This window comes from Nocardioides zeicaulis (assembly GCF_042432345.1).
Lineage (GTDB): Bacteria > Actinomycetota > Actinomycetes > Propionibacteriales > Nocardioidaceae > Nocardioides > Nocardioides zeicaulis.
In genome coordinates this window covers 703,498-725,272 of the sequence record NZ_JBHLXH010000001.1, presented here as the reverse complement: position 1 = coordinate 725,272, position 21,775 = coordinate 703,498, and the positions used below count along the sequence as shown (strand labels likewise).

The following is a 21,775-nucleotide window of genomic DNA, read 5'->3' as shown; positions in this document are numbered from 1 at the left end:
CGTCATCCAAGCAGGCTGGGGTCCACCACCTCGGCGACCCCTGCCCGGCGCGGGTCGGCGACCGCTTCCAGGTGCCCTGCGCGGGTGGTGAGCGCGGCACCGACGCCGCCGAAGTACATGGTGAGCTCGTCCTCCACCCGGACGTCCTCGTCGGGGAGGCCGGCGCGGTGCACGTGCACGCGCGGGTGGGCCACGGCGTCGGCCAGCCCCATCCCGCCCACGAACCCGGCCAGCGCGCTCACGACCGCGGTGGTGATGCGGTCCGCGCCGGGGGAGCCGATGGCGAGGGTCGAGCCGTCGTCGTGGCGGCCCACCGTCGGGGCCATGTTGGACAGCAGCCGGCTGCCCACCGCCAGCGGCCGGCCGGGCGGGTTGAGCTCCTGCTCGCCGAGGCAGTTGTTGAGCCAGATGCCGGTGCCGGCGGCGATCATCCCGGCGCCGTAGCCCGACGACACGGTCAGCGAGCAGGCGGCGCCGTCGGCGTCGGTCACCGAGACGTGGGCGGTGGAGCCCGACTCGAGGACCGCGCGGTGGTCGGCGTCGACCCGGTCGAGCCAGGCGCGCGCCGCCTCGTCGAGGTCGCCGGCCGTCTCGAGCACCTCGCGGCGGTGGCCGAGCACGGCGCGCTGCACCCGCACGAGGTGGGCGACGTCGTCGGCGTCCCAGCCGCCGCGCGGGCGGCCGTCGAGCAGGCGCAGCATCGAGGCCACCACCACCCCGCCGACCGACGGGGGCGGCGTCGTGGCCAGGGTCCACGGCCCGACGCGGGTGGTGAGCGGGGCGCTCACCACGGGCTCGTACGCCGCGAGGTCGGCCGTGGCGAGCAGGCCGCCGCGCGCCTGCAGGTCGTCGACGAGGAGCTGGGCCAGGTCGCCCTCGTGCAGGGCGCGCGGCCCGTGGGCGCCGACGTGCTCGAGGGTGGCGGCGAGGTCGGGCACGACGACCTGGTCACCGGTCAGCCGGCCGTCGGCGTCGTGCAGCGCGGCGTGGCTGGCGCCGTCCCAGCCGAAGACCGTCTCGTGGACGTGGTCGAGGTAGTAGCGCGAGGCCGACCCGAGCGCGAACCCGCCGCGCGCCACCTCGACGGCCGGCGCGACGAGCTCGCTCCAGGGGAGCCGGCCGTCGCGTGCGTGCGCCTCGCCGAAGGCCGCGAGGGAGCCGTGGGTCGCGACCGATCCCGGGCCGATGGTGATGGTCACGCCGCCGCCGTAGTCGGTGGTGACGTCCCAGGTGCGGGGCGGGGGAGCGTCGTCGCCGCGGCCCCGGCCGGGCCGGTCCATCCACCCGTCGACGGTGTACGGCGCCCCCGACGCCGGCTGGACGGCCACGAAGCCGCCCGAGCTCAGCGAGACCAGCCCCACCTCGTTGACCATCGCCACGAGCGCCGCGGCGATCGCGGCGTCGACCGCGGACCCGCCGGCGCGCGCGACCTCGACCGCGGCGTCGGCGGCGACGCGGCTGGGTGCCGCGACGGCGAGCCTGGTCATCGGGTGCGCCTGGCCGCGCCGGTCAGCGCCGGGTCGCGATGACGGTCGAGGCGTCCGCGGCGACCATCACCTCGACGGCGGTGAACCGGTCGTCGGTGAGCCACTGCTCGCGCAGGGTGTCGACGCGGCCGTAGGCGATCGGGGGCCACGACTCGCAGGGCGCGAAGTCGTCGAGCACCACGATGCCGCCGGGCTCGACGAGGTCGATGATCGAGTCGACGCCGACCTCCGAGGGGCTGCCGGAGTCGAGGAACAGCAGGGAGAACGGGCCGCGGTCGCGCAGCACGTTCCAGTCGGCGGCGAGCACCTCGACCCGGTCGTCGTCCTCGAAGATGCGCGAGGCCGCACCGGCCAGCGACTCGTCGAGCTCGGCGGTGAGGATCCGGGCGCCGTTGCGCACGCCGCTGCTGAGCCACGCGGTGCCGACGCCGCAGCCGGTGCCGAACTCGGCCATGGTGCCGCCCCGGGTGGCGGCGAGGGTGGCCAGCAGCCGGCCGGTCTCGTTGCGGCAGAAGGCGACGTAGCCGGCCTGGCGGCACACGTCGAACGCGCGCTGGACGACGTGGGGGAGGTCGGGGGGAGCAGACATGAGGCCGCGAGTCTGCCACCTCGGCCACCGGATCCCACCCGGTGGTCCGCGATCTCACGATCTGACACGTTCGGGCAAACCGGGTGCGGGCCCGCGACCCCGGTCGTACAGTCGCTGCACCATGCGGAGCGTCTTCGTACTCATCGTTCGCCGCGGCGGGGCCTGACAGAAGGGCCACCTCGTCGCGGTGTTCGGCGTTGACGAGGTGAGACGCCCCCGGCCCTTCGACTCGCACCCGGAGCCATGTCTCCGGTGCTCGAAGTCGCCGCCTCCGTGGCGGGTCCTCGCAGTCACTGCGTGATCCGCACACGCCAGGCCGGGAGCCGGACCGGGCGATCCCCGCACCCCGCGTTCCCCCACCCGCCGCGGTGTCGGTGGCTTCGGGCAGCACCCACCCGACCCACCACCCGAGGAGAGATCCCGATGTACGACCTGTACCCCGACTCGTGGGGCCCCGCCGCGCACGACCCCGAGAACCCCCGCAGCGCCGAGAACGTCACCGCCGCGCTGCAGACCGCGCTTGACCTGCGAGACAACGGCGCCCAGCGTCCGGACGACAACTAGCCTCGCCCGCATGCCCGACACCCAGCAGCACGCGTCCGCACCGGCTCCCGGGTCCCACGCCGGGACCTCCAGCCTCGCCGTCATCCCCGGCGACGGCATCGGTCCCGAGGTGACCGCCGAGGCCCTCAAGGTCCTCGAGGTCGCCTCGCCGGTGAAGCTCGAGCCCACGCGCTACGACCTCGGCGCGGAGCGCTACCTCGCCACCGGCGAGGTGCTCCCGGACTCGGTGCTCGCGGAGGTCCGCGGGCACGACGCGATCCTGCTGGGCGCGGTCGGCGGCAAGCCCAACGACCCGAACCTGCCCCCGGGCATCCTCGAGCGCGGGCTGCTGCTGCGGCTGCGCTTCGAGCTCGACCACTACGTCAACCTCCGTCCCTCCCGGCTCCTCCCGGGCACGGCCTCACCCCTGGCCGACGACGTGCTGGCGAAGGGGGAGGTCGACTTCGTGGTGGTGCGCGAGGGCACCGAGGGCCCCTACACGGGCAACGGCGGCGCCCTGCGCGTCGGCACGCCGGCCGAGGTCGCGACCGAGGTCTCGGTCAACACCGCCTACGGCGTGGAGCGGGTCGTGCGCGACGCGTTCGCCCGTGCGGAGAAGCGCCCGCGCAAGAAGCTGACGCTGATCCACAAGACCAACGTGCTGGTCAACGCCGGCTCGCTGTGGTGGCGCACCTTCGAGGCCGTCGCCGCCGAGCACCCCGACGTGAGCACGGACTACATGCACGTCGACGCGGCCATGATCTTCCTGGCCACCGACCCCGCACGCTTCGACGTCGTCGTCACCGACAACCTCTTCGGCGACATCGTCACCGACCTCGCCGCTGCCATCACCGGCGGCATCGGCCTGGCCGCGTCCGGCAACGTCAACCCCGACCGGACCGCCCCCTCCATGTTCGAGCCCGTCCACGGCTCGGCCCCCGACATCGCCGGCCAGCAGAAGGCCGACCCGACCGCGGCGATCCTCTCCGGGGCGCTGCTGCTCGACCACCTCGGCCACGCCGACGCGGCCGCCGCGATCGAGGCGGCCGTCCTGGCCGACCTCCGCGATCGCACGCCCGGCACCAGCCGTCGTACGAGCGAGGTCGGGGACGCCATCGCCGCCCGCCTCTGAGTGCCCGCCGCCCGCTGGGCCGGGCACTGGAATAGGTTGACCCCATGCAGATCAGCACCACCGCCAACCCCACGCCCGTCGACGACGCCCGGCTCGCCGAGATCCTCGCGAACCCCGGCTTCGGCACGTACTTCACCGACCACATGCTCACGGTGGAGTGGACCCCCGAGGCGGGGTGGCACGACGCCCGGATCACGCCCTACGGCCCGCTCACCCTCGACCCGGCGACCGCGGTGCTGCACTACGCGCAGGAGACCTTCGAGGGGATGAAGGCCTACCGCCACGACGACGGCTCGGTGTGGACGTTCCGCCCCGAGCAGAACGCCGCCCGCATGGTGCGCTCCTCCCGGCGCCTGGCGTTCCCCGAGCTGCCGGTCGACGACTTCGTCGCGTGCGTCGACGCGCTCGTCGAGGCCGACCGCCGCTGGGTGCCCGACAGTGCGGGCGAGAAGTCGCTCTACCTGCGCCCGTTCATGTTCGCCTCCGAGACCTTCCTCGGCGTGAGGCCTGCCCAGCACGTCACCTTCATGGTGATCGCGTCCCCGGCCGGGGCCTACTTCAAGGGCGGCGTGAAGCCGGTCAACCTCTGGCTCTCCGAGACCTTCACCCGCGCCGGGCGCGGCGGCATGGGCGCGGCCAAGACCGGCGGCAACTACGCCGCCTCCCTGGCCGCCCAGCGCGAGGCGATCGAGAAGGGCTGCGACCAGGTGGTCTTCCTCGACGACCAGGAGTTCCGCTACATCGAGGAGCTCGGCGGCATGAACCTCTTCTTCGTCCACCGCGACGGCCGCGTCGTCACCCCGGAGACCGGCACCATCCTCGAGGGCATCACCCGCGCCTCGATCATCGAGCTGGCCGGCAAGCTCGGGCACGCGGTGGAGGAGCGCAAGTTCTCGATCGACGAGTGGCGCGACGGCGTGGCCTCCGGCGAGATCACCGAGGTCTTCGCGTGCGGCACGGCGGCCGTCGTCACCCCCGTCGGCGAGCTGCGCTCGCCCAGCGGCGTGACCCCCGCCCCGGCCAGCACCGAGCTCACCATGCGGATCCGCGAGGCGCTGGTCGGGATGCAGTTCGGGCGGGCCGAGGACTCCTTCGGCTGGATGCACAAGGTCTGCTGACCGCGCACGGCGCACGGCGCCGCGCCCCGTCGCCGACGTGCTGCTTGACGCGTCAACGAGTTCGCGCATTCGGGCACGAACGGGCCCAACTGTCGTTTACGGTCCTCGGGCAGCGGCCCCGACGTAGCAGGTCGCGCACCTTGCTTCGTGGGGGAGCACCCGATGACCTCTGTCGTGCGCGCACGTGCGCGTTCCCGTTGGACCGCTGGCCTGATGGCCGCCCTGGTGGCCGTCGCCACCGTCGTGATCGGCCAGGCGACGCCCGCGTTCGCGGCCGCGATCACGGTCACCGCGACCGCGCCGGCGGGGGTGCTGGTGGGGGAGCCGATCCGGTTCGAGCTGTCCGCGGCCAACCCGGCCGGCGGCACCGCCGCGCCGGAGTACAACCTCACGTTCCGCGACGCACTGCCCCTCGGCGTGACCTACGTCGCGGGCTCCACGTCGCCCGCGACCGCGGGGGAGCCCGACATCCGCACGGCCGCCGACGGTCGCCAGGTCCTGATCTGGTCGAACGTCGGCGACCTCCCCGTCGGCGCCCGCGTGGGGCTCTCGTTCTCCGCGCAGCCCGACGCCACCTCGTACCCGGTGGGCTCGACCGTGTCGAACCTCGCCGACGCCTACTCCTCGACCGATCCGCGCACGCTCGCGAAGTTCAACGCCCAAGGCATCTACACGGCCGGCTCGGCGACCGAGGTGGCGTCCTCGAACGCCACCAGCACCACGATCTCGGCCATCGACATCACGAAGTCGGAGCCCAGCCCCGAGCACGAGCTGCTCCGCGGCGTGCACGACCACTCCACCGTCTACACGCTGCGCACCCGCAACAACACCCGGTTCGCCACCTCGGGCGTGCAGGTCGTCGACCTGCTGCCGGCCCAGCTCGAGTTCCTCGGCTGCGGCACCGTCGACAACTCCTCGTCCCGCGAGTACGTCGGTGCGCCCGCGCTGAGCGTCGTCCCGGACCTGACCACCGACTGCCCCGCGCCGACCTCGGTGACCACCGTCGTCAACCCGGCCGGCGTTCCCGCAGGCACCTACACCCGCGTCGTCTGGGACCTCGGCACGCTGGCCGCCAACCAGGAGAAGCTGGTGCGCTACCGCGCCGGCATCCCGCTGCGCGCCAACGTCGCGTTCGCCGGCGGCCCGACCGGCGCGAGCCTGGGCCAGGCGGCGAACCTCGACAACAACACCGGCGCCAGCACCCGCGAGACCGCCACCGAGCAGGCCCTGACCAACCTCGCCACCGCCACCGGCACCTACACGGGTCCGGTGAAGGCCAACGGCAGCACCACGGTCACCGACACCGACCAGCTCACCGTCACCGCGGAGGACCTCGCGCTGCAGAAGTCCGTCTCGACGGGATCCTTCGCCGGCAACGGCACCGCCACCTGGACGCTGCGCGTGAGCACCGGCGAGTACGCCACGGCCTCCTCCGTCGTCCTCACCGACGTGCTCCCCGACGGGCTGTGCCCGCTGTCCTCGACCACCAACTTCTCGCTTGACGGCGGGGCCGACTGCGCGCCGGTCCCGGGCAGCGACCCCACCGGCGCGGCGTACGACAGCGTCGACGCGCGGGCCGACGGCACCTACGCCATCGTCTTCACGCCGATCGACCTCGCCGCGTCCGACGTCGCCACCGTCACCTTCGGCTCGCGGATGCGCGCGTCCTACGCCGACACCGGGATGGACCCGACCGTGTCCGGGGACGGCTTCACCAACACCGTCTCGCTCACCGGCACCACCACGCCCGTGGCGGCCACCGGCTTCAGCGGCGCCCAGCCTGTGAAGGACGACTCCGCGGCCTCGCTCGCCTCCGACGCGCCCGCCATCGACAAGCGCGTGCTGCCCGAGCGGGCCGGCGTCTCGCCCTACGCCTGCGACCCCGACCCCGCGGCGTACCGCGACGACCTCGCCGCCACCGACACCCGCCTGACCTTCGACGAGGGCGACCGCGTCTGCTTCCTGGTGCGCGTCGACTTCTCCGACGTGAACTCCACCCGCAACCCGGTGGTCACCGACTTCCTGCCCCCGGGCCTGTCCTACGAGGCCGGCTCCGCCACCCCGACGCCCGCCAACACCGTGGCGGCCGACCTGTCGGCCGTCGGCAACGTGCTCACCTGGCAGGTCGGCGCGGCCCGCAGCGGCGGGCGGTACGTCGACGCGGGAGCCGTGTTCGAGTACATCCTGTCCGGCACCGTCACCGACCCCGCCGTGGGTCCGCAGCCCGACGTCACGGGCAACCTGGCCAAGCTGCGCTACGAGAGCACCGACGGCTCGGTCTTCGCGCTGCGCGACCGCGTCGACCTGTCCTTCGCCGCCGCCCCGCCGATCGGCGTGGCCAAGACCGCGAGCCGCGTCTCGGGCACGACCCCCGTCCCGCAGGCGCTGGCCGACAACGCCGCGGTCCGCGGCGGCGACACGGTCGAGTACACCGTCACCGCGACCAACAACGGCGGTGCGGCCACCCGCAACGCGGTCGACGTGGTCGGTCCCGACGTGTGGGACGTGCTGCCCGCGGGCATCGTGTGCGCCGACGTCTCGGCCGTCTCCGACGCCGGCGAGTGCCGCAACCCCTCCGACGCCGGCTACCCGGTGCCCCGCAGCGGCCTCCAGACCCGCTCGGTCGTCCGCTGGGACCTGCCCGACTCCGTCGTCGTCGCCCCCGGCGCGTCCCGCGCGCTCACCTTCCAGGTGCTCTACCGCCCCGAGACCAGCGTCTCGACCACCTACACCAACACCGCGGCGGTCTCGACCTACCGCTCGCCCAGCAACCAGGGCGTGCTGGTCGACCACGCGCCCCGCACCAACATCGCCCGCGACGTGACCGTCACCGACGCCGCCCCGGCAGAGGGCACGCACCGCCTCGCCACCCCCAACGCGAGCGTGGCCAAGACGCTGACCAGCCCGAGCGACGGGCCGAACAACGGCACCAACCAGGCGACCGCCGGTGAGACCGTGCGCTACACCTACCGCGTGGACGTGCCCCGCGGCACGACGGTCTACGCCGGCCGGCTCGGTGACGCGCTCCCCGCCGGCGTGACGCTGGTGGCCGGCAGCCCGTCGTGGACCTACTACCCCGACGCCGCCTCGGCTGCCGTGGACGTCCAGCCGTCGGGCTTCGCCCTGGCCTCCGACGGCACGCTGACCTTCCCGTCGACGTGGACCAACGCGACCGCCACCGACCAGCGGTTCGCCGTCACCCTCGACGTGCTGGTCGCCGACGGCACGCACAGCGCCACGCGCACCAACACCGCGCGCTTCGACAGCACGCTCGGCGCCGGTGGCTCGGCGATCACCGCCCGCACCGCGACCGCCTCGTTCACGCTCGTCGTGCCCCAGCCGACGCTCACCAAGACCGACGACGACGCCGACGACGTGGTCGTGGTCGGCCAGGAGATCACCTACACGCTCGTCGCCGGCAACGCCGCCGGCCGGCCGCCGCTGCACGACGCCTTCGTCGTCGACTGCCTGCCCGACGGGCTCAGCCTCGTCGCCGGCTCGACGTCGACCGCGCCGCGCGACGTCACGGCCGGCACCGGCTCGAACGGCTGTCCTGCCGGGGCGACCCGCATCGAGTGGTCCGTGGGTGACCTCGCCGGTGGCGGCTCGACGAGCCTGACCTACCGCGCGCGCGTCAGCGACTCGGCCGGCGGCTCGCAGCGCTACACCAACGCCGCGGAGCTCAGCGGCTCGACGATGGACGACGACAAGGTCGCCCGGGCCGACGCGGACCGCTCGACCGAGCGCAGCTTCGCGGTGCCCGCCGCCACCACGGTCACCGTGCAGCCCGCCGGCGTCGACAAGACGGTCGCCCGGTCGAGGTACACCGTCGGGGAGCGGGCGCGCTGGAGCGTGGCGGTCGACCTGCCCGCCCAGGTCAACTTCTACGACGCCGCGCTCGTCGACCAGCTGCCCGCCGGCATCGACGCCTCCACCCTGGAGCTCGTCGACGTGACGTGCACCCAGGGCGGCAGCACCTGCACGCTTCCCGGCACGCCCACCATGCTGGCCGGCTCGGTGGCCGGTGACGGGTCCACGTCGGTGGGGTGGGGCCTCGGCGACGTCCTCGCCTCCAGCGCGCCGCGCGTGGTGACGCTGACCTACACCGCCGTGGTGGCCGACGTCTCCCGCAACACCGCCGGCGACGTGCTCCTCAACTCCGCCACCCTGAAGTGGGACCAGACCGACGGCGCCGCACCGACCCGCGCCGACGAGACGTTCGGCGCCTCCGCCACCCCGGACACGGCCTCCTTCACCGTGGTCGAGCCGTCGCTGTCGCTGGCGAAGGCCGTCGACGACGCCACGCCCGCGCCGCGTCAGGACTTCCGCTACACCGTCACGCTGACCAACGCCCCGGCCGGCAGCAACGCCAGCGCGGCCCACGACGTGCAGGTCAGCGACGTCGTCCCGGCCGGGGTCGTGGTCGACCCCGCCACCATCTCCGCCGGCGGGTCCCTCACCGGCGCCGACCCGGCGCGCGGCGGCGGGACGATCGCCTGGACCGTGCCCGGTCCGGTGGCTGCCGGGACCTCCGTCGCGCTGACCTACGACGCCGTGCTGGCCTCCCCGGCCGCGCCCGGCGCGCTGGTCAACACCGCCGACATCACCGGCTACCGCTCGCTGTCCGGCGGTGGCCGCACCTACGACGGCCCGACCGCGACGCGCTCGGTCCGCGCCGCGCTGCCGCACGTGACGATCGACAAGACCGCCGTCGGCTCCGGAACCGCCTACATCGGCGAGCCGCAGCAGTGGCGCCTCGCGATCACCTCGACCGGCGACTCGACGGCGTACGGCGTCGACGCGACCGACCGGCTCCCGCAGGGGTGGACCTACGACTCCGGGACCGCCCGCGTCAGCGTGGCGGGTGCCCCGGCCGTCGCCGTCGCGCCCCTGGTGACGACCGCCCCGGGTGGGGCCCAGACCCTGGACTGGACCGAACTCGGCGACCTGCCCGTCGGCGCCACCGTCGTCGTCACCTACAGCGCCACCCCCGGCGCCTCCGTCGTCACCGCACCCGGTGTGGGCGCGAGCGTCGCGCACACCAACACCGCCGGCACCACCGCCGAGGACGAGGAGGGCGAGCAGTCCGACGCCACCGGCGCGTCGTACGCCGGCCCCGACGACACCGCGTCGGTGCACGTCGACTCCGCCGACCTCCGGGTGACCAAGACCCACGCCGGCACGGCCGTGGCGGGCCGACCGCTCGCCTGGACCGTGCGGGTCACCAACGACGGACCCGACGCCGCCGTGGGGCCGTGGACGGTCACCGACACCCTCCCGACCGCGCTCGCGAGCGCGCCGGTGACCGCGACGGGCACCGGCTGGTCGTGCGGGCGCGTCGCCCGCACGATCACCTGCACGCGCCCGGCGGGCTCCCCGCTCGCGGCGTCGGCCTCGCTGCCCGACATCGCGGTCACCGCGACCCTCCCGGCCGACGTGGTCGAGGGGACGACCCTGACCAACGTCGCCGGCGTCGAGGGCCGCACCCACGACCCCCGGCCGGCCAACGACACCGCCACCGACGACGTCACCGTCACCACGAGCGCCGACCTCGGCATCGACAAGGCCGTCAGCGGCCCGGTCGTGGCGGGACGCGACGCCACCTGGACGATCGTCGTCGACAACCGCGGCCCGTCGATCGCCCGGGCGCCGTTCACCGTCACCGACACCCTTCCCGCCGGCGTCTCCTTCCGCCGGGCCACCGGCACCGGGTGGAGCTGTGCCGCCCCGGTCGGAAGCCAGCTGGTCTGCACCTACGGCGCGGACGTCGCGGTGGGTGCCTCGGCCCCGACCCTGACCGTCGTCGCCGGGATCCCGAGCAGCCAGGTCGCGGCGGTCGACAACGCGGTCGCGATCACCGACACCACGACCGACGACCCCGAGCCGGCGAACGACACCGACGCGGTGTCGACCGCACCGGACGCCGAGGCCGACCTCGGCCTGGCCAAGACCCGCCTCGGCGAGGTCGTGGCCGGCCAGGACGCCACCTACGAGCTCGCGGTGCACAACGCCGGCGACTCCGACGCCCGCGGCGTCGGCGTGACCGACGACCTGCCGGCCGGCCTGACCTACGTCGGCAGCACCTCCGTCGCCGGGTCCTGGACCTGCGCGGTCGCCGCGGGCCGCGTGAGCTGCGACCTCGCCGGCACCCTCGCCGCCGGGGCGACCGCCACCGTCGAGGTCCGCGTCGCCGTCGCGTCGTCGGTCACCGGCTCGGTGGTCAACGCCGCGACCGTGCACTCCACGACGCGCGACCCCAACCCGGCCAACGACACGGACGACGACGACTCCTCGACGGACGTCCGGGCCGACCTGGCGATCGCCAAGGACCACGCCGGCCGCGTCCTGGCCGGCGGTCGGGTCACCTACGCGCTGCGCGTCACCAACGAGGGACCCTCCGACAGCGCGGGTCCGATCGTGGCGACCGACGTCCTCCCGGACGGCATGACGCTGGTCTCGGCGACGGGCGCCGGGTGGACCTGTGGACCCGCGGCCGGTGTGTCGGTCTCGTGCAGCCGCCCCGGCCCCCTGGCAGACGGCGCCGCGGCCCCGGTCATCACGGTCGTCGCCGACGTCGCGGCCGACGCCGGTCCTGCCACCCTGGTCAACCGCGCCACCGTCGACGGTCCCGCCGACCCGAACGTCCTGAATGACACCGCCTCCGACCCGACCGTGGTCGAGGACGAGGCCGACGTCGCGATCACCAAGACCGCGACCGACCCGACCCCGGTCGCCGGCACCACGACGGCCTTCGAGCTCGTCGTGTCCAACGCCGGCCCCAGCGACGCCGACGACGTGCGCGTGGTCGACGACATGCCCGCCGGCCTGACGGCCGTGGCCGCGTCGGGGGACGGCTGGGCCTGCACCGTCACCGACGGGTCGCTCACCTGCGAGCGCCCGACGCTCGCCGCCGGCGCCAGCGCACCGGTCATCACGGTCCGGGCGGCGATCGGCTCGGCCCTGCCCGCCGGGACGGACATCGTCAACGAGGCCCGGGTGAGCACCTCGACCGACGGCGACCTGCCGGGTGACGACACCGACGACGCCGCGCTCTCGCTGCGGACCGCCACCGACCTCTCGGTGACCAAGACGCACACCGGCCGCGCCGTGCCCGGCACGTCGATGCGCTTCACGCTCGTCGTCGGCAACGGCGGACCCTCCGACGTCGCCGGGCAGGTGTCGCTGGTCGACACCCTGCCGGACGGCATGACGTACGTCTCCGCGAGCGGCGTCGGCTGGTCGTGCGACGCCGTGGGTGACCGGGTGACCTGCCTGCACGACGGGCCGCTGGCCGCGGGGGAGCAGCTGCCCCCGGTCGAGCTCACCGTGCAGCTGGCCCCCGACGCCACGGGCGACCTCGTCAACCGGGCGGCCGTGGAGCCGCGGGCGGACGACACCGACGCCGCCGACGACACCACGACCGACACGGTCACCCTCGAGCCCGAGGTGGACCTGTCGCTGGTCAAGACCCACACCGGACCGGTGCGCGTGGGCGAGGAGCTCGCGTTCACGCTCACGGTGCGCAACGCCGGACCGTCCACGGCGACCGGCGTCGCCGTCCGTGACCTGCTGCCCGAGGGCCTGGTGCCGGTGTCGGCCGCCGGTCGCGGCTGGACCTGCGCGGCGGCAGCGGTGACGTGCACGCTCGACGCCCCGCTCGCGCCCGGCGGCGCCGCGGCCCCGCTGACCGTGCGGGCCACCGTCCGCCCCGCTGCGTACCCCATGGTCACCAACGTCGCCACGGTGTCGTCCGACGGCACCGAGACGGCGCCGCAGGACAACACCGGCCGCGACGGGGTGGAGGTCCCGGCGCTGTCGGACCTCACGCTCGACAAGTCCCACCAGGGTGACGTGGTGGTCGGCCAGACCGTCCGCTACTCCCTCCGGGTGACCAACGCCGGACCGACGGCCGACCCCGGCCCGCTCACCGTGACGGACGTGCTGCCGACCGGGCTGTCGTTCGTGTCGGGCTCGGGCGAGGGCTGGACGTGCGTCGGCGGTGCCGCCGTCGTCTGCACCCGCGAGGGCGCCCTGGCCGCCGGTGCGTCGGTCGACCTGGTCGTCGAGGCCGCGGTCGGCCCGGACGCGTACCCGTCGGTGCGCAACGTGGCGTCGGTGGACTCCCCGGCCGAGGAGACGGACCTGACGAACAACCAGGACGACGACGTCGCCCCGGTCGTCCCGGTGTCCGCGCTGTCGCTGGACAAGGAGGTCCGGTCGCAGTCCGCGTCCGGCCGCGTGGTTTACGACATCGAGGTCACCAACGACGGGCCCAGCCCCAGCACCGACCCGGTCCGGGTGGTCGACGACCTGCCCGCCCAGCTCGAGCTGGTCGAGGCCAGCGGGACCGGCTGGGAGTGCACCACGCAGCGCGACGTCGCCACCTGCACCCACGCCGCCCCGATCGCGGTCGGCGACACGGCTGCCTTCGTGGTGACCACCCAGGTGCGCGAGTCGGCCCGGCCCGGACAGCAGGTCGTCAACACCGCGGTGCTCGACGGCCCGGACGGCAGCGCCGACGTCAGCGACCAGGCGGTCGTCGAGGTCCTCGACGAGCAGGCCGTCGGCGACGACGACGGCCAGGACGCCGGTGGGAACGCCGGCGGTGGCGGGAACGGCGACGACGTGAAGGGCGAGGACGCGGGCGGCCCGACCGCCGGACTGCCCGACACCGGCGGCCCCGCCTGGTGGCTCGGCGCGCTGGCCGCACTGCTGGTGCTCACGGGTGCCGGACTGGTGACCGCGGCGCGCAGGCGGGCCTGACCCGGCCGCGGCAGCCGGTCCTCCTCGGCCGATCGGACGAGGAGGACCGGCCCGCGGGCCGAGGCGCCCGGCCCCGCCCCGGCGCGAGGCTCGTCGTCATGACGACGACTGCCCCGCCGCGCACCGGCGCCCCCGTCCGACCCCGCCGCGACGGCTGGATCCCCGCCAGCCTGCTGGCGCTCGCCTTCGTGCCGTCGGCGTCGGGTGCGGCCCGCCTCGTCGACCTGTCCGGTGGGCGCACAACGGAGAACGCCCGCTTCTTCGACCTGCCGGTGCCGATCCTCGTGCACATCTTCGGCGCGACGACCTTCCTCCTCCTCGGAGCGCTCCAGCTGTGGCCGTCGTTCCGACGCCGGCGGCCCACGTGGCACCGGCGGAGCGGCCGGGTCCTCGTGCCGGCGGGCATCGCCGGCGGCCTGGCCGGCATGTGGATGGCGGTGTTCTCCGACCTCCCGGCCCACGACGACACGACGCTGATGTGGCTGCGGCTGCTGTTCGGCACCGTGATGGTCGGCGGCCTCGTGCTCGGCCTGCGGGCGATCCGCCGACGCGACGTGCGCACCCACCAGCGCTGGATGGCGCGCTCCTACGCGGTCGCGCAGGGTGCCGGCACCCAGGCGCTGTTCCTCGGTCCCTACGTGCTCGTCGCCGGCCAGCCGGCCGGCACGTTCAAGGCCGTCGTGATGGGGGCGGCGTGGGTGGTCAACCTGGCGGTCGCCGAGTGGCTGGTCAGGCGCTCCGAGCGGCGGTCCGGGCAGCCGTCGCGGTGAGTCAGTCCAGGCGCCGGGTCTGGTAGGCCCAGAGCGCGAGCTCCACCCGGTTGCGCACGGCGAGCTTGAGCATCAGCGAGCCGAGGTGCGTCTTCACCGTGCTCAGCGAGACGTGCAGCTCGGCCGCCACCTCGTGGTTGGTCAGCCCGCGGGCGACCGCGAGCAGCACGTCCTCCTCGCGGTCGGTCAGCGGGGTGGAGGGCGGGGCGGGGGCGTCGCGCGCGGCGTACGCCCGCAGCAGCCGGGTGGTCACGGCCGGCGCGACCAGCGACCCGCCGTCGGCCGCGGCCCGCACGGCGTGCGCGAGGACCTGCGGTCCGCAGTCCTTGAGCAGGAAGCCGCGGGCGCCCGCCTGCAGCGCACCGTAGACGTACTCGTCGAGGTCGAACGTCGTCACCACGACGACCGCCATCGGGTCCGCGACCCCGGGACCCGCCAGCAGCCGGGTGGCCTCGATGCCGTCCATCCGCGGCATCCGGACGTCGAGCAGGCACACGTCGGGACGCAGCCGACGGGCCTGCTCGACGGCGTCGCGGCCGTCGACCGCCTCGGCGACGACCTCGATCCCGTCCTGGGCGCCGAGGATCGTCGCGAGCCCGGTGCGCACGATCTCCTGGTCGTCGGCCACCAGCACCCGCACCGTCACCGCACCGCTCCCGTCCGACCGCCGCGAGCGGACCGGTCGTCCCCGTCGGGCAGGACGGCGTGCACGCACCAGCCGCCGCGCGGGTCCGGCCCGGCGCTCAGCGTGCCGCCCAGCAGGGTGGCGCGCTCGGTCATCCCGACCAGGCCGAACCCCTCGGCACCCGGCGGGTGGGCGGCCCCGTCGTCGGTCACCACCAGCTCGACCTCGTCGTCGCGCCGGGTGACCCTCACGTCGACCCTCGTCGCGTGGCGCGCATGGCGGCGGGCGTTGGCCACCGCCTCCTGTGCGATCCGGTGCAGCGCGGCGGCGACGGTGGGGGACAGGTCCGCCACGTCGTCGAGGTGCACCCGGACCGTCGGGCCCCCTGCGGTCGCCGGCGCGGCGAGCCCGGCGAGGTCGTCGAGCGGCCGGTCGGGCGCGGCCCCGTCGTCGCGCAGCGCCCGCACCACCGTGCGGGTCTCGGCGAGGGTCCGGGTGGCCTCCTCGTCGATGCGCCGCAGGGCGTCCCGGGCCGCCGCGGGGTCGACGTCGGCCACCGCGAGACCGGCCTGGGCGCTGATCGCGATCGCGGTCAGGTGGTGGGCCACCGTGTCGTGCAGGTCGCGTGCCAGTCGCTCGCGCTCCCCGCGACGTACGTCGTCGAGCTCGCGCACCCGCAGCATCGCGCGCGACCTCAGCGCCACCCCGAGCGCGACGGCGGCGACCACCACGGCCGAGCCGCCGACGCGGTCGCCCGCGGCGAGGTCCTGCACCGCCAGGGACGTGGCGGCCACGAGACCGAACAGCGCCAGCCCGACCGCGGCCTCGCGACCGGGAGCCCACCGGGCGAGCGAGTACGGGATCACCAGCGCCACCGCCGCCGCGCTGAGGTCACTCGCAACCGTGCCGGACACCTGGCCGACGACGGCGAGCGCGACCGCCGTCGCGGTGAACACCACCACCGGCACCAGCGGCCGCGACCGACGCAGGGGCAGGGTCGGCAGCCAGGTCAGCAGCGCGGCCAGCGACAGCCAGCGCCACGCCGGGGCGGGCTGGGTCAACGCCGCCTCGAGCACGCCGCAGACCCCGAACACGACGACCAGACCGAGGTCGACCCGCGCCGGCCGCACCGTGACCGCCCCGTCCGGAGGCGCGGGCAGGCGCCACAGCTGGCGCAGGACGGTGAGCACGCCTGAACCGTAGTGCCGTCGGGGTCCGAGACGGATCGGCCGGATGACCGAGGGGTCAGCCTCACGTCCGCCGCGCGAAGCGCACGTCGCCGTCGGGCATCCGGTCGCAGGCGTATCCGGGGTCGTGGGCGCGGTGGTGGTGGTGGGAGCAGAGGAGCACGCCGTTGGCGAGGTCGGTGGGGCCGTCGGACGACCACGGCAGCCAGTGGTGGGCCTCGGCCCAGGTGCCAGGGACGTCGCAGCCCTCGGCGCGGCAGGTGCGGTCGCGCAGCAGCAGCGCACGACGCTGTGCGGCGCTGAAGAGCCGGCGGGCACGACCCAGGTCGAGCACCTCGGAAGCACCGCCGAGCACGGCCGGGACGATCCCGGCGTTGCACGCCAGCCGCCGGACCTCGCCCGCGCTCAGGTGTGCGCCGGCGCACGGGTCGTGGTGCGCGTCGCTGGGCACGGTGCCGGCGCCGAGCAGGTCGCCCGCGCCGAGCCCGGACTGCAGCGAGGCGAGCGGGATCGTCACGACGACGGTCGTGGCGTCGCCCCCGTGCAGCGGCAGCCGGCGCGGGTCGAGCGCCTCGACGAGCTGGCCGAACGCCTCGCCGAGGCGCCGCGGGTAGGGGAGCCGGGCGACCGGGTCGTGCATGCTCGGATCCGTGCTGCGGCCCTCGTCGCTGTCGGCGGGCGAGTCCTCGCGTCGCGGGTTGGCGAAGGCCTCGAGGCAGTGGGCCAGGCGCGTCGCGACGGCGTCGGGGAGGATTCCTGACAGGCGTGTGGTGCCGTCGCCCAGGCGCCGCAGGGAGACCCGCGTCCGCCGGCGTGCCTCCGACTCCTCGGCCTGCAGGCGCCTCGCCTCGGCCTCGTCGGCGATCTGCGGTGCAACGACGGTCAGTACGTGGCGACCGATGCGGGCCAGCTGCTTCGGGGCGAAGCGCGCCGCGTGGTCGACCAGTGCGCGCTCGGCGACGCCGACGACCTCGGCGGGCACGCTCGCGGGGAGGTCGTCGAGCGCTCGCACGACCACGTGGGCCTGCGGTGGCGTCATCTCGCCGGCCCACAGCGCTGCGCCGACCTCCGGGCGGGCCCGGTCGAGGGCGAGGGCGAGCCGGAGGTCGGCGCGAGCGTCCTCAGGGCGCAGCCGCGCCTCGCGGGCGAGCCAGTCGGCGACGTCACGCGCGCCGGTGCCGGCGGCGACGTCGTCGGCGTCGGCCATGATCCGCAGCCGCAGCTCGGTCAGGCGCGACTCGAGCCGCACCAGCTCGCGCAGCGCCTCGGCCTTGTCGGTGGCAGACATGAAGGTGGGGCTGGTGTCGGCGACGGCCTTGAGCGCCTGGTCGACGAGGCACGCGCTGGCGAGGATCGGGTGGGTCATCCTGAGCTCCTCGCGTGGTCGTGACCTCCATTCTCCTCCCGCGGCACCATAATCGCCAGTGTGTTCGAACGCTTGTGGAGAACGTCGCACAAACGCAGACGCGCCCGGCAGCCACCGAGGTGGCCGCCGGGCGCGTGCGAGGCGTTCAGGGGTGGTGGACCGACGCGGTCAGCGCACGAGGCGCGCGACGCACCGCTGGCCCGGGCGGGTGGCCCGGAAGACGAACGCGTCGGTGCCCGCTCCGTCCGCGACCTTGCGCTCGACGGAGAACGAACCGCTGCGACCGGCGGTGCGGGCCGTGCCGCTCGCGACGCGCGACCCGTCGTGCTGCAGCTGCCACGACCACTGCTGACCGGCGCGGCTGTCGACCTCCGCCTCGACCTCGATGCGGCCGTCGTCCTCCTTGGCCTTGATCGACCAGCGGGCGCCGCCGGCGCAGGACCCGGTGCGCTCGACCCGGTCCGCGTCGCCGCGGGCGGACCGTACGGGCAGGGGGGTGGGGTTGGTGGGGTCGGGCGGGACGGGCAGCGACCCACGGACCTGGTTCTGTGCCTGGCACTGGCTCGTGCAGCTCGTGGCGCCCTGGGAGAGCTCGATGGCGTCCTCGCCCAGGACGCCGCCGAGGCGTCCGCCCGAGGTGACCGACCAGCGGGTGGTCCGCCCGTCCTGGAACAGCTTCGTGGCGACCTGCGGGCTGTCCTTGCCCAACAGCATCTGGTGGGCGTCGGGGCCGGAGGTGACGGCGTCGGTGCCGTTGCCGAAGTTGATCTTCCCCGTGAAGGCGTTGACGAAGTAGAACAGGCCCGGGCCGAGGGTGTGCACGAGCTCGACGTTGGTGCCGAACTCCGGCTCCATCTGGAAGATGCCGCCCTGCGGGGCGTCCTTCGCCTGGATCTTGAGCTTGCCGGCGGCGGTACCGAGGATCGCGGTGAGCGAGGCGTCCTTTACCTCCAGCTGGCGCAGCACCGGGCTGCGGAGCTGGGCGGGGGTGAGGACGGGGGTCTTGGAGGCGAAGACCACGGTCGGCGAGGTCACCATCCGCTCGGGCGACGGTGCCCCGGTAAGGGTGTAGTCGACGACGCCCAGGGTCGCGGGGTCGATGACGAACGACGTGTGGACGCCGCTCACCCGGATCGGGCCGGTGACCGCGAGGTCCTTGAGCTTCAGGTCGCGGCCGGCGGCGACCTCGTAGGTGCGGGTGCCGATGGTGACGGCGTAGTGGCCGGCGGAGGTCGTCGTGCCGGCGCCGCCGCCGTTGTCGTCGCTGCCTCCGTCGTCGCCGCCCCGTGCGTGGGCGGCCTGGGCGGGGACGAGCAGGGCGAGGGTCGCCAGCGCGATCGCGCTGTGACGGAGCTGCATCGTGGGGTACTCCTCGAGTCGGGCACCGGGTGCGGTGCTCGACCAGTACAGGCGCGACGAGGTGCAGGTCGCCAGATGTCCGTAGGTACTAGGACCCCCGGCCAGCCGACGTCCGGCAGGCGGCTACGGCGCGAAGGGGGAGCGGCGAAGGCTCTCCGGGAGCGGGGCGACCCCGGGTCCGCCGGCGTGCACCCAGTCTGCGATCGCGCCGGCCTCGTGCCGACCGTTGAGCAGCCCGAGCCACACGGGCCTGGCGCCCGCGCGACGTGCGCCGGGCGACGGACTCACCACCACGACGTCGGAGCGCTCGCACGGCCCGAGGCAGTCGGTGACCCGCACCGTGGCCCCCTCGCCGACCAGGGCCCGCAGCCGCTCTAGCCGGGCCGGGTGGTCCACGCCCGGACGCTTCTTCGTCGTGCCGCAGCAGCAGCCGCGGCACACGGTCACGGTCGGGACGCCGTGGGAGGAGCCAGTGGGGCAGGCGGAGGGGGAGGCGGAGGGCGGGCCCTGCGTCGTCGTCATCGGTGGCCTTCGATCGGGGTGTCCCGGGCCGGGAGCAGGCGACGACGGCGGTCGTGGCCCACGCCCCGCGATCGCGACAGCGGCATGGACGTCCACGCCCGACGCGGTATCCCGACTCGCCGACGGATCGGCTCACGGTTGCGCGACAGCGCCGGAGTCCCACCGGCTTCCCCTCGTCGGGCTGACGATTCGTCGCGATGCTAGTACGCCGCCGCCCCGGCCCGGCCTCGCGGACCTTGACAGGCAAGTGAGCGCTTGCCTAATGTCACGGCGTGCCCGACATCTACAAGGCGCTGGCCGACGGGACGCGCCGGGCGCTGCTCGACGAGCTGGTGGAGCGTGACGAGCAGACGCTCTTCGAGCTCTGCTCGCGGCTCGCCGTGAAGCACGGGCTCACCCCGACCCGCCAGGCGGTCTCCCAGCACCTCGACGTCCTCGAGGCGGCCGGCCTGGTCAGGACCGAGCGCCGGGGCCGCTACAAGCTCCACACCATCGACACCGAGCCGCTCGCGCAGATCGCGCAGCGGTGGCCCGACCGGAAGGCAGACACGTGAGGCTCCAGACCATCAGCATCTTCGTCGACGACCAGCAGCGGGCGCTCGACTTCTACACCGGCACGCTCGGCTTCGAGGTCACCGCCGACGTCCCGCTGGGCGAGCACCGCTGGCTCACGGTGCGGCTGGGCGCCAGCGACGCCGCCACCGAGGTGTCCCTCGAGCCGAAGGGCCACCCCGCCGTGACGCCTTTCACCGACGCGCTCGCCGCGGACGGCATCCCGTGGTGCGTGCTGGGCGTCGACGACATCGAGGCCGAGCACGAGCGCCTCACCGGCCTCGGCGTGACCTTCACTCAGCCCCCGACCGACGTCGGCCCCGTCGTCGTCGCCGTCCTCGACGACACGTGCGGCAACCTGCTCCAGCTCGCCCAGGTCGCCGGCTGACCCCGGATCGGTCCCGGGTCGCCCCCACGCGCCGATCCGGCGTACGAGGGGGTCGCGCCCGTACGATCGGTCCGTGACGACGTCCCCGAAGGCGCCGCCTCCCGGGCTCGCGGTGGGTGGCTACACCCTCCGCGCCCGCCTCGGCGAGGGCGGCATGGGCGTGGTCCACCTCGGCCAGAAGCCGGGGGAGCGGCCGGTCGCGATCAAGGTGCTGCGCCCGCACGTCGTCGGCGACGACGAGGCGCGACGCCGCCTGGCGCGCGAGGTCAGCTCACTGAGCCGCATCCGCAGCCGTCGCGTCGCGGAGATCGTCGACGCCGACCCGTGGGGCGAGATCCCCTTCGTCGCCACGCGCTACGTCCCCGGCCTGTCGCTGCACGACCACGTCCAGGAGGAGGGGCCGCTCGACGGCGAGGACCTGCTGTGGTTCGCCGACTGCCTGGCCGAGGCGCTCGACGCCGTGCACTCCGTCGGCGTCCTGCACCGCGACGTGAAGCCGTCCAACGTGATCATGGAGGGCCGCACCCCGATCCTCATCGACTTCGGCCTGGCCCGGGTCGCGGAGGACTCGCGGATCACGATGAACGGCTGGCTGCTCGGCACCCCCGGGTACCTCGCGCCGGAGATCCTCTACGGCGACGACGCCACCGCCGCCTCCGACGTGCACGCGTGGGCGGCCACCGTGGCCTACGCCGGCACCGGCCGCGCCCCGTTCGGCCGCGGGCCGTCGGTGGCCATCATGGACCGCGTCCGTCGCGGCGAGCACGACCTCACGGGCCTCGACCCGCTCGTGCTCGACCTCGTCGAGGAGGCGCTCGCGCCCGACGCCGCCGACCGCCCCTCGCTCGACGAGGTGCGCGACTGGATCGAGGACCTGCGCCACGGCGACACCCCGCGCCCCCCGGAGCGCGCGCCGCGCACGGCGGCCCACCCGGTCACGCTGCCCTACGCCGCGGCCGCCCACGCCGCCGCCGACGCCCCCACCCGCGTCGGCACCGGTGCGCCGGTCGACGAGCCGGTCGACGAGCCGGTGCACTGGTCCTCGCAGTGGCCCCCCAGCGCAGACCCCTACGCAGACCCCTGGGTCGAGCCCCACGCCGACCCCTGGGCGCAGCCCACCCAGGGCTGGGGCGAGGCCGGCACGCTCCCGCACCGCCAGACCCGCGTGCTGCCCGACGGCTCCACCGAGTGGGTCGGCGACCACGGCTCCCCGGCCCGCGAGGCCGTCCCCGCGGGCGAGCGCCTCCGGCGCGGCGCCACGCTGCTCGCGCTGGGCGGCGTCGCCACGGCCGGCCTGGTCCTCGCCCCCTACGTCGCGCTCGTCGCCATCGCGGTCCTCACCTGGCTGCTGCGCAGCGGCTCGCTCGCCGCGAG

The 21,775-nt window shown here is 74.9% G+C and carries 15 protein-coding genes and 1 riboswitch; of the genes, 8 read left to right on the top strand and 7 right to left on the bottom strand.

The window, feature by feature from the left end; genetic code table 11:
• Positions 1 to 2 precede the first annotated feature (2 nt).
• Both ACFFJG_RS03595 and ACFFJG_RS03590 read right to left on the bottom strand, forming a co-directional pair.
• On the bottom strand, positions 3 to 1,487 hold the full coding sequence (locus ACFFJG_RS03595) for a gamma-glutamyltransferase (RefSeq protein WP_378517236.1): 1,485 nt from the start codon (positions 1,485 to 1,487) through the stop codon (positions 3 to 5).
• Between the two features lie 22 nt (positions 1,488 to 1,509).
• Entirely contained in the window at positions 1,510 to 2,076 is a 567-nt protein-coding gene (locus tag ACFFJG_RS03590) for an O-methyltransferase (protein ID WP_378517235.1), read from the bottom strand.
• Between the two features lie 423 nt (positions 2,077 to 2,499).
• On the opposite strand from ACFFJG_RS03590, the gene ACFFJG_RS03585 reads away from it, so the two are divergent.
• The 5 genes from ACFFJG_RS03585 to ACFFJG_RS03565 all read left to right on the top strand — a co-directional run bounded on the left by ACFFJG_RS03585 (position 2,500) and on the right by ACFFJG_RS03565 (position 14,402).
• Positions 2,500 to 2,640, top strand: coding sequence for a hypothetical protein (locus ACFFJG_RS03585; RefSeq protein ID WP_211731175.1), 141 nt, complete (start codon positions 2,500 to 2,502; stop codon positions 2,638 to 2,640).
• Positions 2,641 to 2,650: 10 nt separating this feature from the next.
• A complete protein-coding gene (locus ACFFJG_RS03580; protein ID WP_378517234.1) occupies positions 2,651 to 3,751 on the top strand; it encodes a 3-isopropylmalate dehydrogenase in 1,101 nt (366 codons plus the stop codon).
• Positions 3,752 to 3,795: 44 nt separating this feature from the next.
• A complete protein-coding gene (locus ACFFJG_RS03575; protein ID WP_378517233.1) occupies positions 3,796 to 4,869 on the top strand; it encodes a branched-chain amino acid aminotransferase in 1,074 nt (357 codons plus the stop codon).
• A gap of 213 nt (positions 4,870 to 5,082) precedes the next feature.
• A complete protein-coding gene (locus ACFFJG_RS03570; protein ID WP_378517232.1) occupies positions 5,083 to 13,632 on the top strand; it encodes a hypothetical protein in 8,550 nt (2,849 codons plus the stop codon).
• Between the two features lie 98 nt (positions 13,633 to 13,730).
• Entirely contained in the window at positions 13,731 to 14,402 is a 672-nt protein-coding gene (locus ACFFJG_RS03565; RefSeq protein ID WP_378517231.1) for a DUF2306 domain-containing protein, read from the top strand.
• A 1-nt stretch (position 14,403) separates the two neighbouring features.
• Here the strand turns inward: ACFFJG_RS03565 and ACFFJG_RS03560 are convergent, their stop codons facing one another.
• From ACFFJG_RS03560 to ACFFJG_RS03540, 5 genes are all read right to left on the bottom strand, one after another.
• Positions 14,404 to 15,048 carry a response regulator transcription factor gene (locus ACFFJG_RS03560; RefSeq protein ID WP_378517230.1) on the bottom strand — a complete coding sequence of 215 codons (645 nt, stop codon included), beginning with the start codon at positions 15,046 to 15,048 and terminating at the stop codon, positions 14,404 to 14,406.
• Positions 15,045 to 16,217: a sensor histidine kinase gene (locus ACFFJG_RS03555; RefSeq protein ID WP_378517229.1), complete on the bottom strand. Its 1,173-nt coding sequence runs from the start codon at positions 16,215 to 16,217 to the stop codon at positions 15,045 to 15,047. Before ACFFJG_RS03555 ends, ACFFJG_RS03560 begins: the two co-directional genes overlap by 4 nt.
• A 61-nt stretch (positions 16,218 to 16,278) precedes the next feature.
• Entirely contained in the window at positions 16,279 to 17,580 is a 1,302-nt protein-coding gene (locus tag ACFFJG_RS03550) for an HNH endonuclease signature motif containing protein (RefSeq protein WP_378517228.1), read from the bottom strand.
• A 168-nt stretch (positions 17,581 to 17,748) separates the two neighbouring features.
• On the bottom strand, positions 17,749 to 18,939 hold the full coding sequence (locus ACFFJG_RS03545; protein WP_378517227.1) for a hypothetical protein: 1,191 nt from the start codon (positions 18,937 to 18,939) through the stop codon (positions 17,749 to 17,751).
• A gap of 123 nt (positions 18,940 to 19,062) precedes the next feature.
• Complete coding sequence (locus ACFFJG_RS03540) at positions 19,063 to 19,461, bottom strand: (2Fe-2S) ferredoxin domain-containing protein (RefSeq protein WP_378517226.1); 399 nt, start codon at positions 19,459 to 19,461, stop codon at positions 19,063 to 19,065.
• Positions 19,462 to 19,566: 105 nt separating this feature from the next.
• A riboswitch (cobalamin riboswitch) is annotated at positions 19,567 to 19,633 on the bottom strand.
• A gap of 100 nt (positions 19,634 to 19,733) precedes the next feature.
• On the opposite strand from ACFFJG_RS03540, the gene ACFFJG_RS03535 reads away from it, so the two are divergent.
• The 3 genes from ACFFJG_RS03535 to ACFFJG_RS03525 form a co-directional block, all read left to right on the top strand.
• On the top strand, positions 19,734 to 20,015 hold the full coding sequence (locus ACFFJG_RS03535) for an ArsR/SmtB family transcription factor (RefSeq protein WP_378517225.1): 282 nt from the start codon (positions 19,734 to 19,736) through the stop codon (positions 20,013 to 20,015).
• A complete protein-coding gene (locus ACFFJG_RS03530; protein WP_378517224.1) occupies positions 20,012 to 20,401 on the top strand; it encodes a VOC family protein in 390 nt (129 codons plus the stop codon). The genes ACFFJG_RS03535 and ACFFJG_RS03530 overlap by 4 nt, the downstream gene beginning before the upstream one ends.
• A gap of 73 nt (positions 20,402 to 20,474) precedes the next feature.
• Positions 20,475 to 21,775: serine/threonine protein kinase (locus ACFFJG_RS03525; RefSeq protein WP_378517223.1), on the top strand; the 1,301-nt coding region annotated here is incomplete at its 3' end.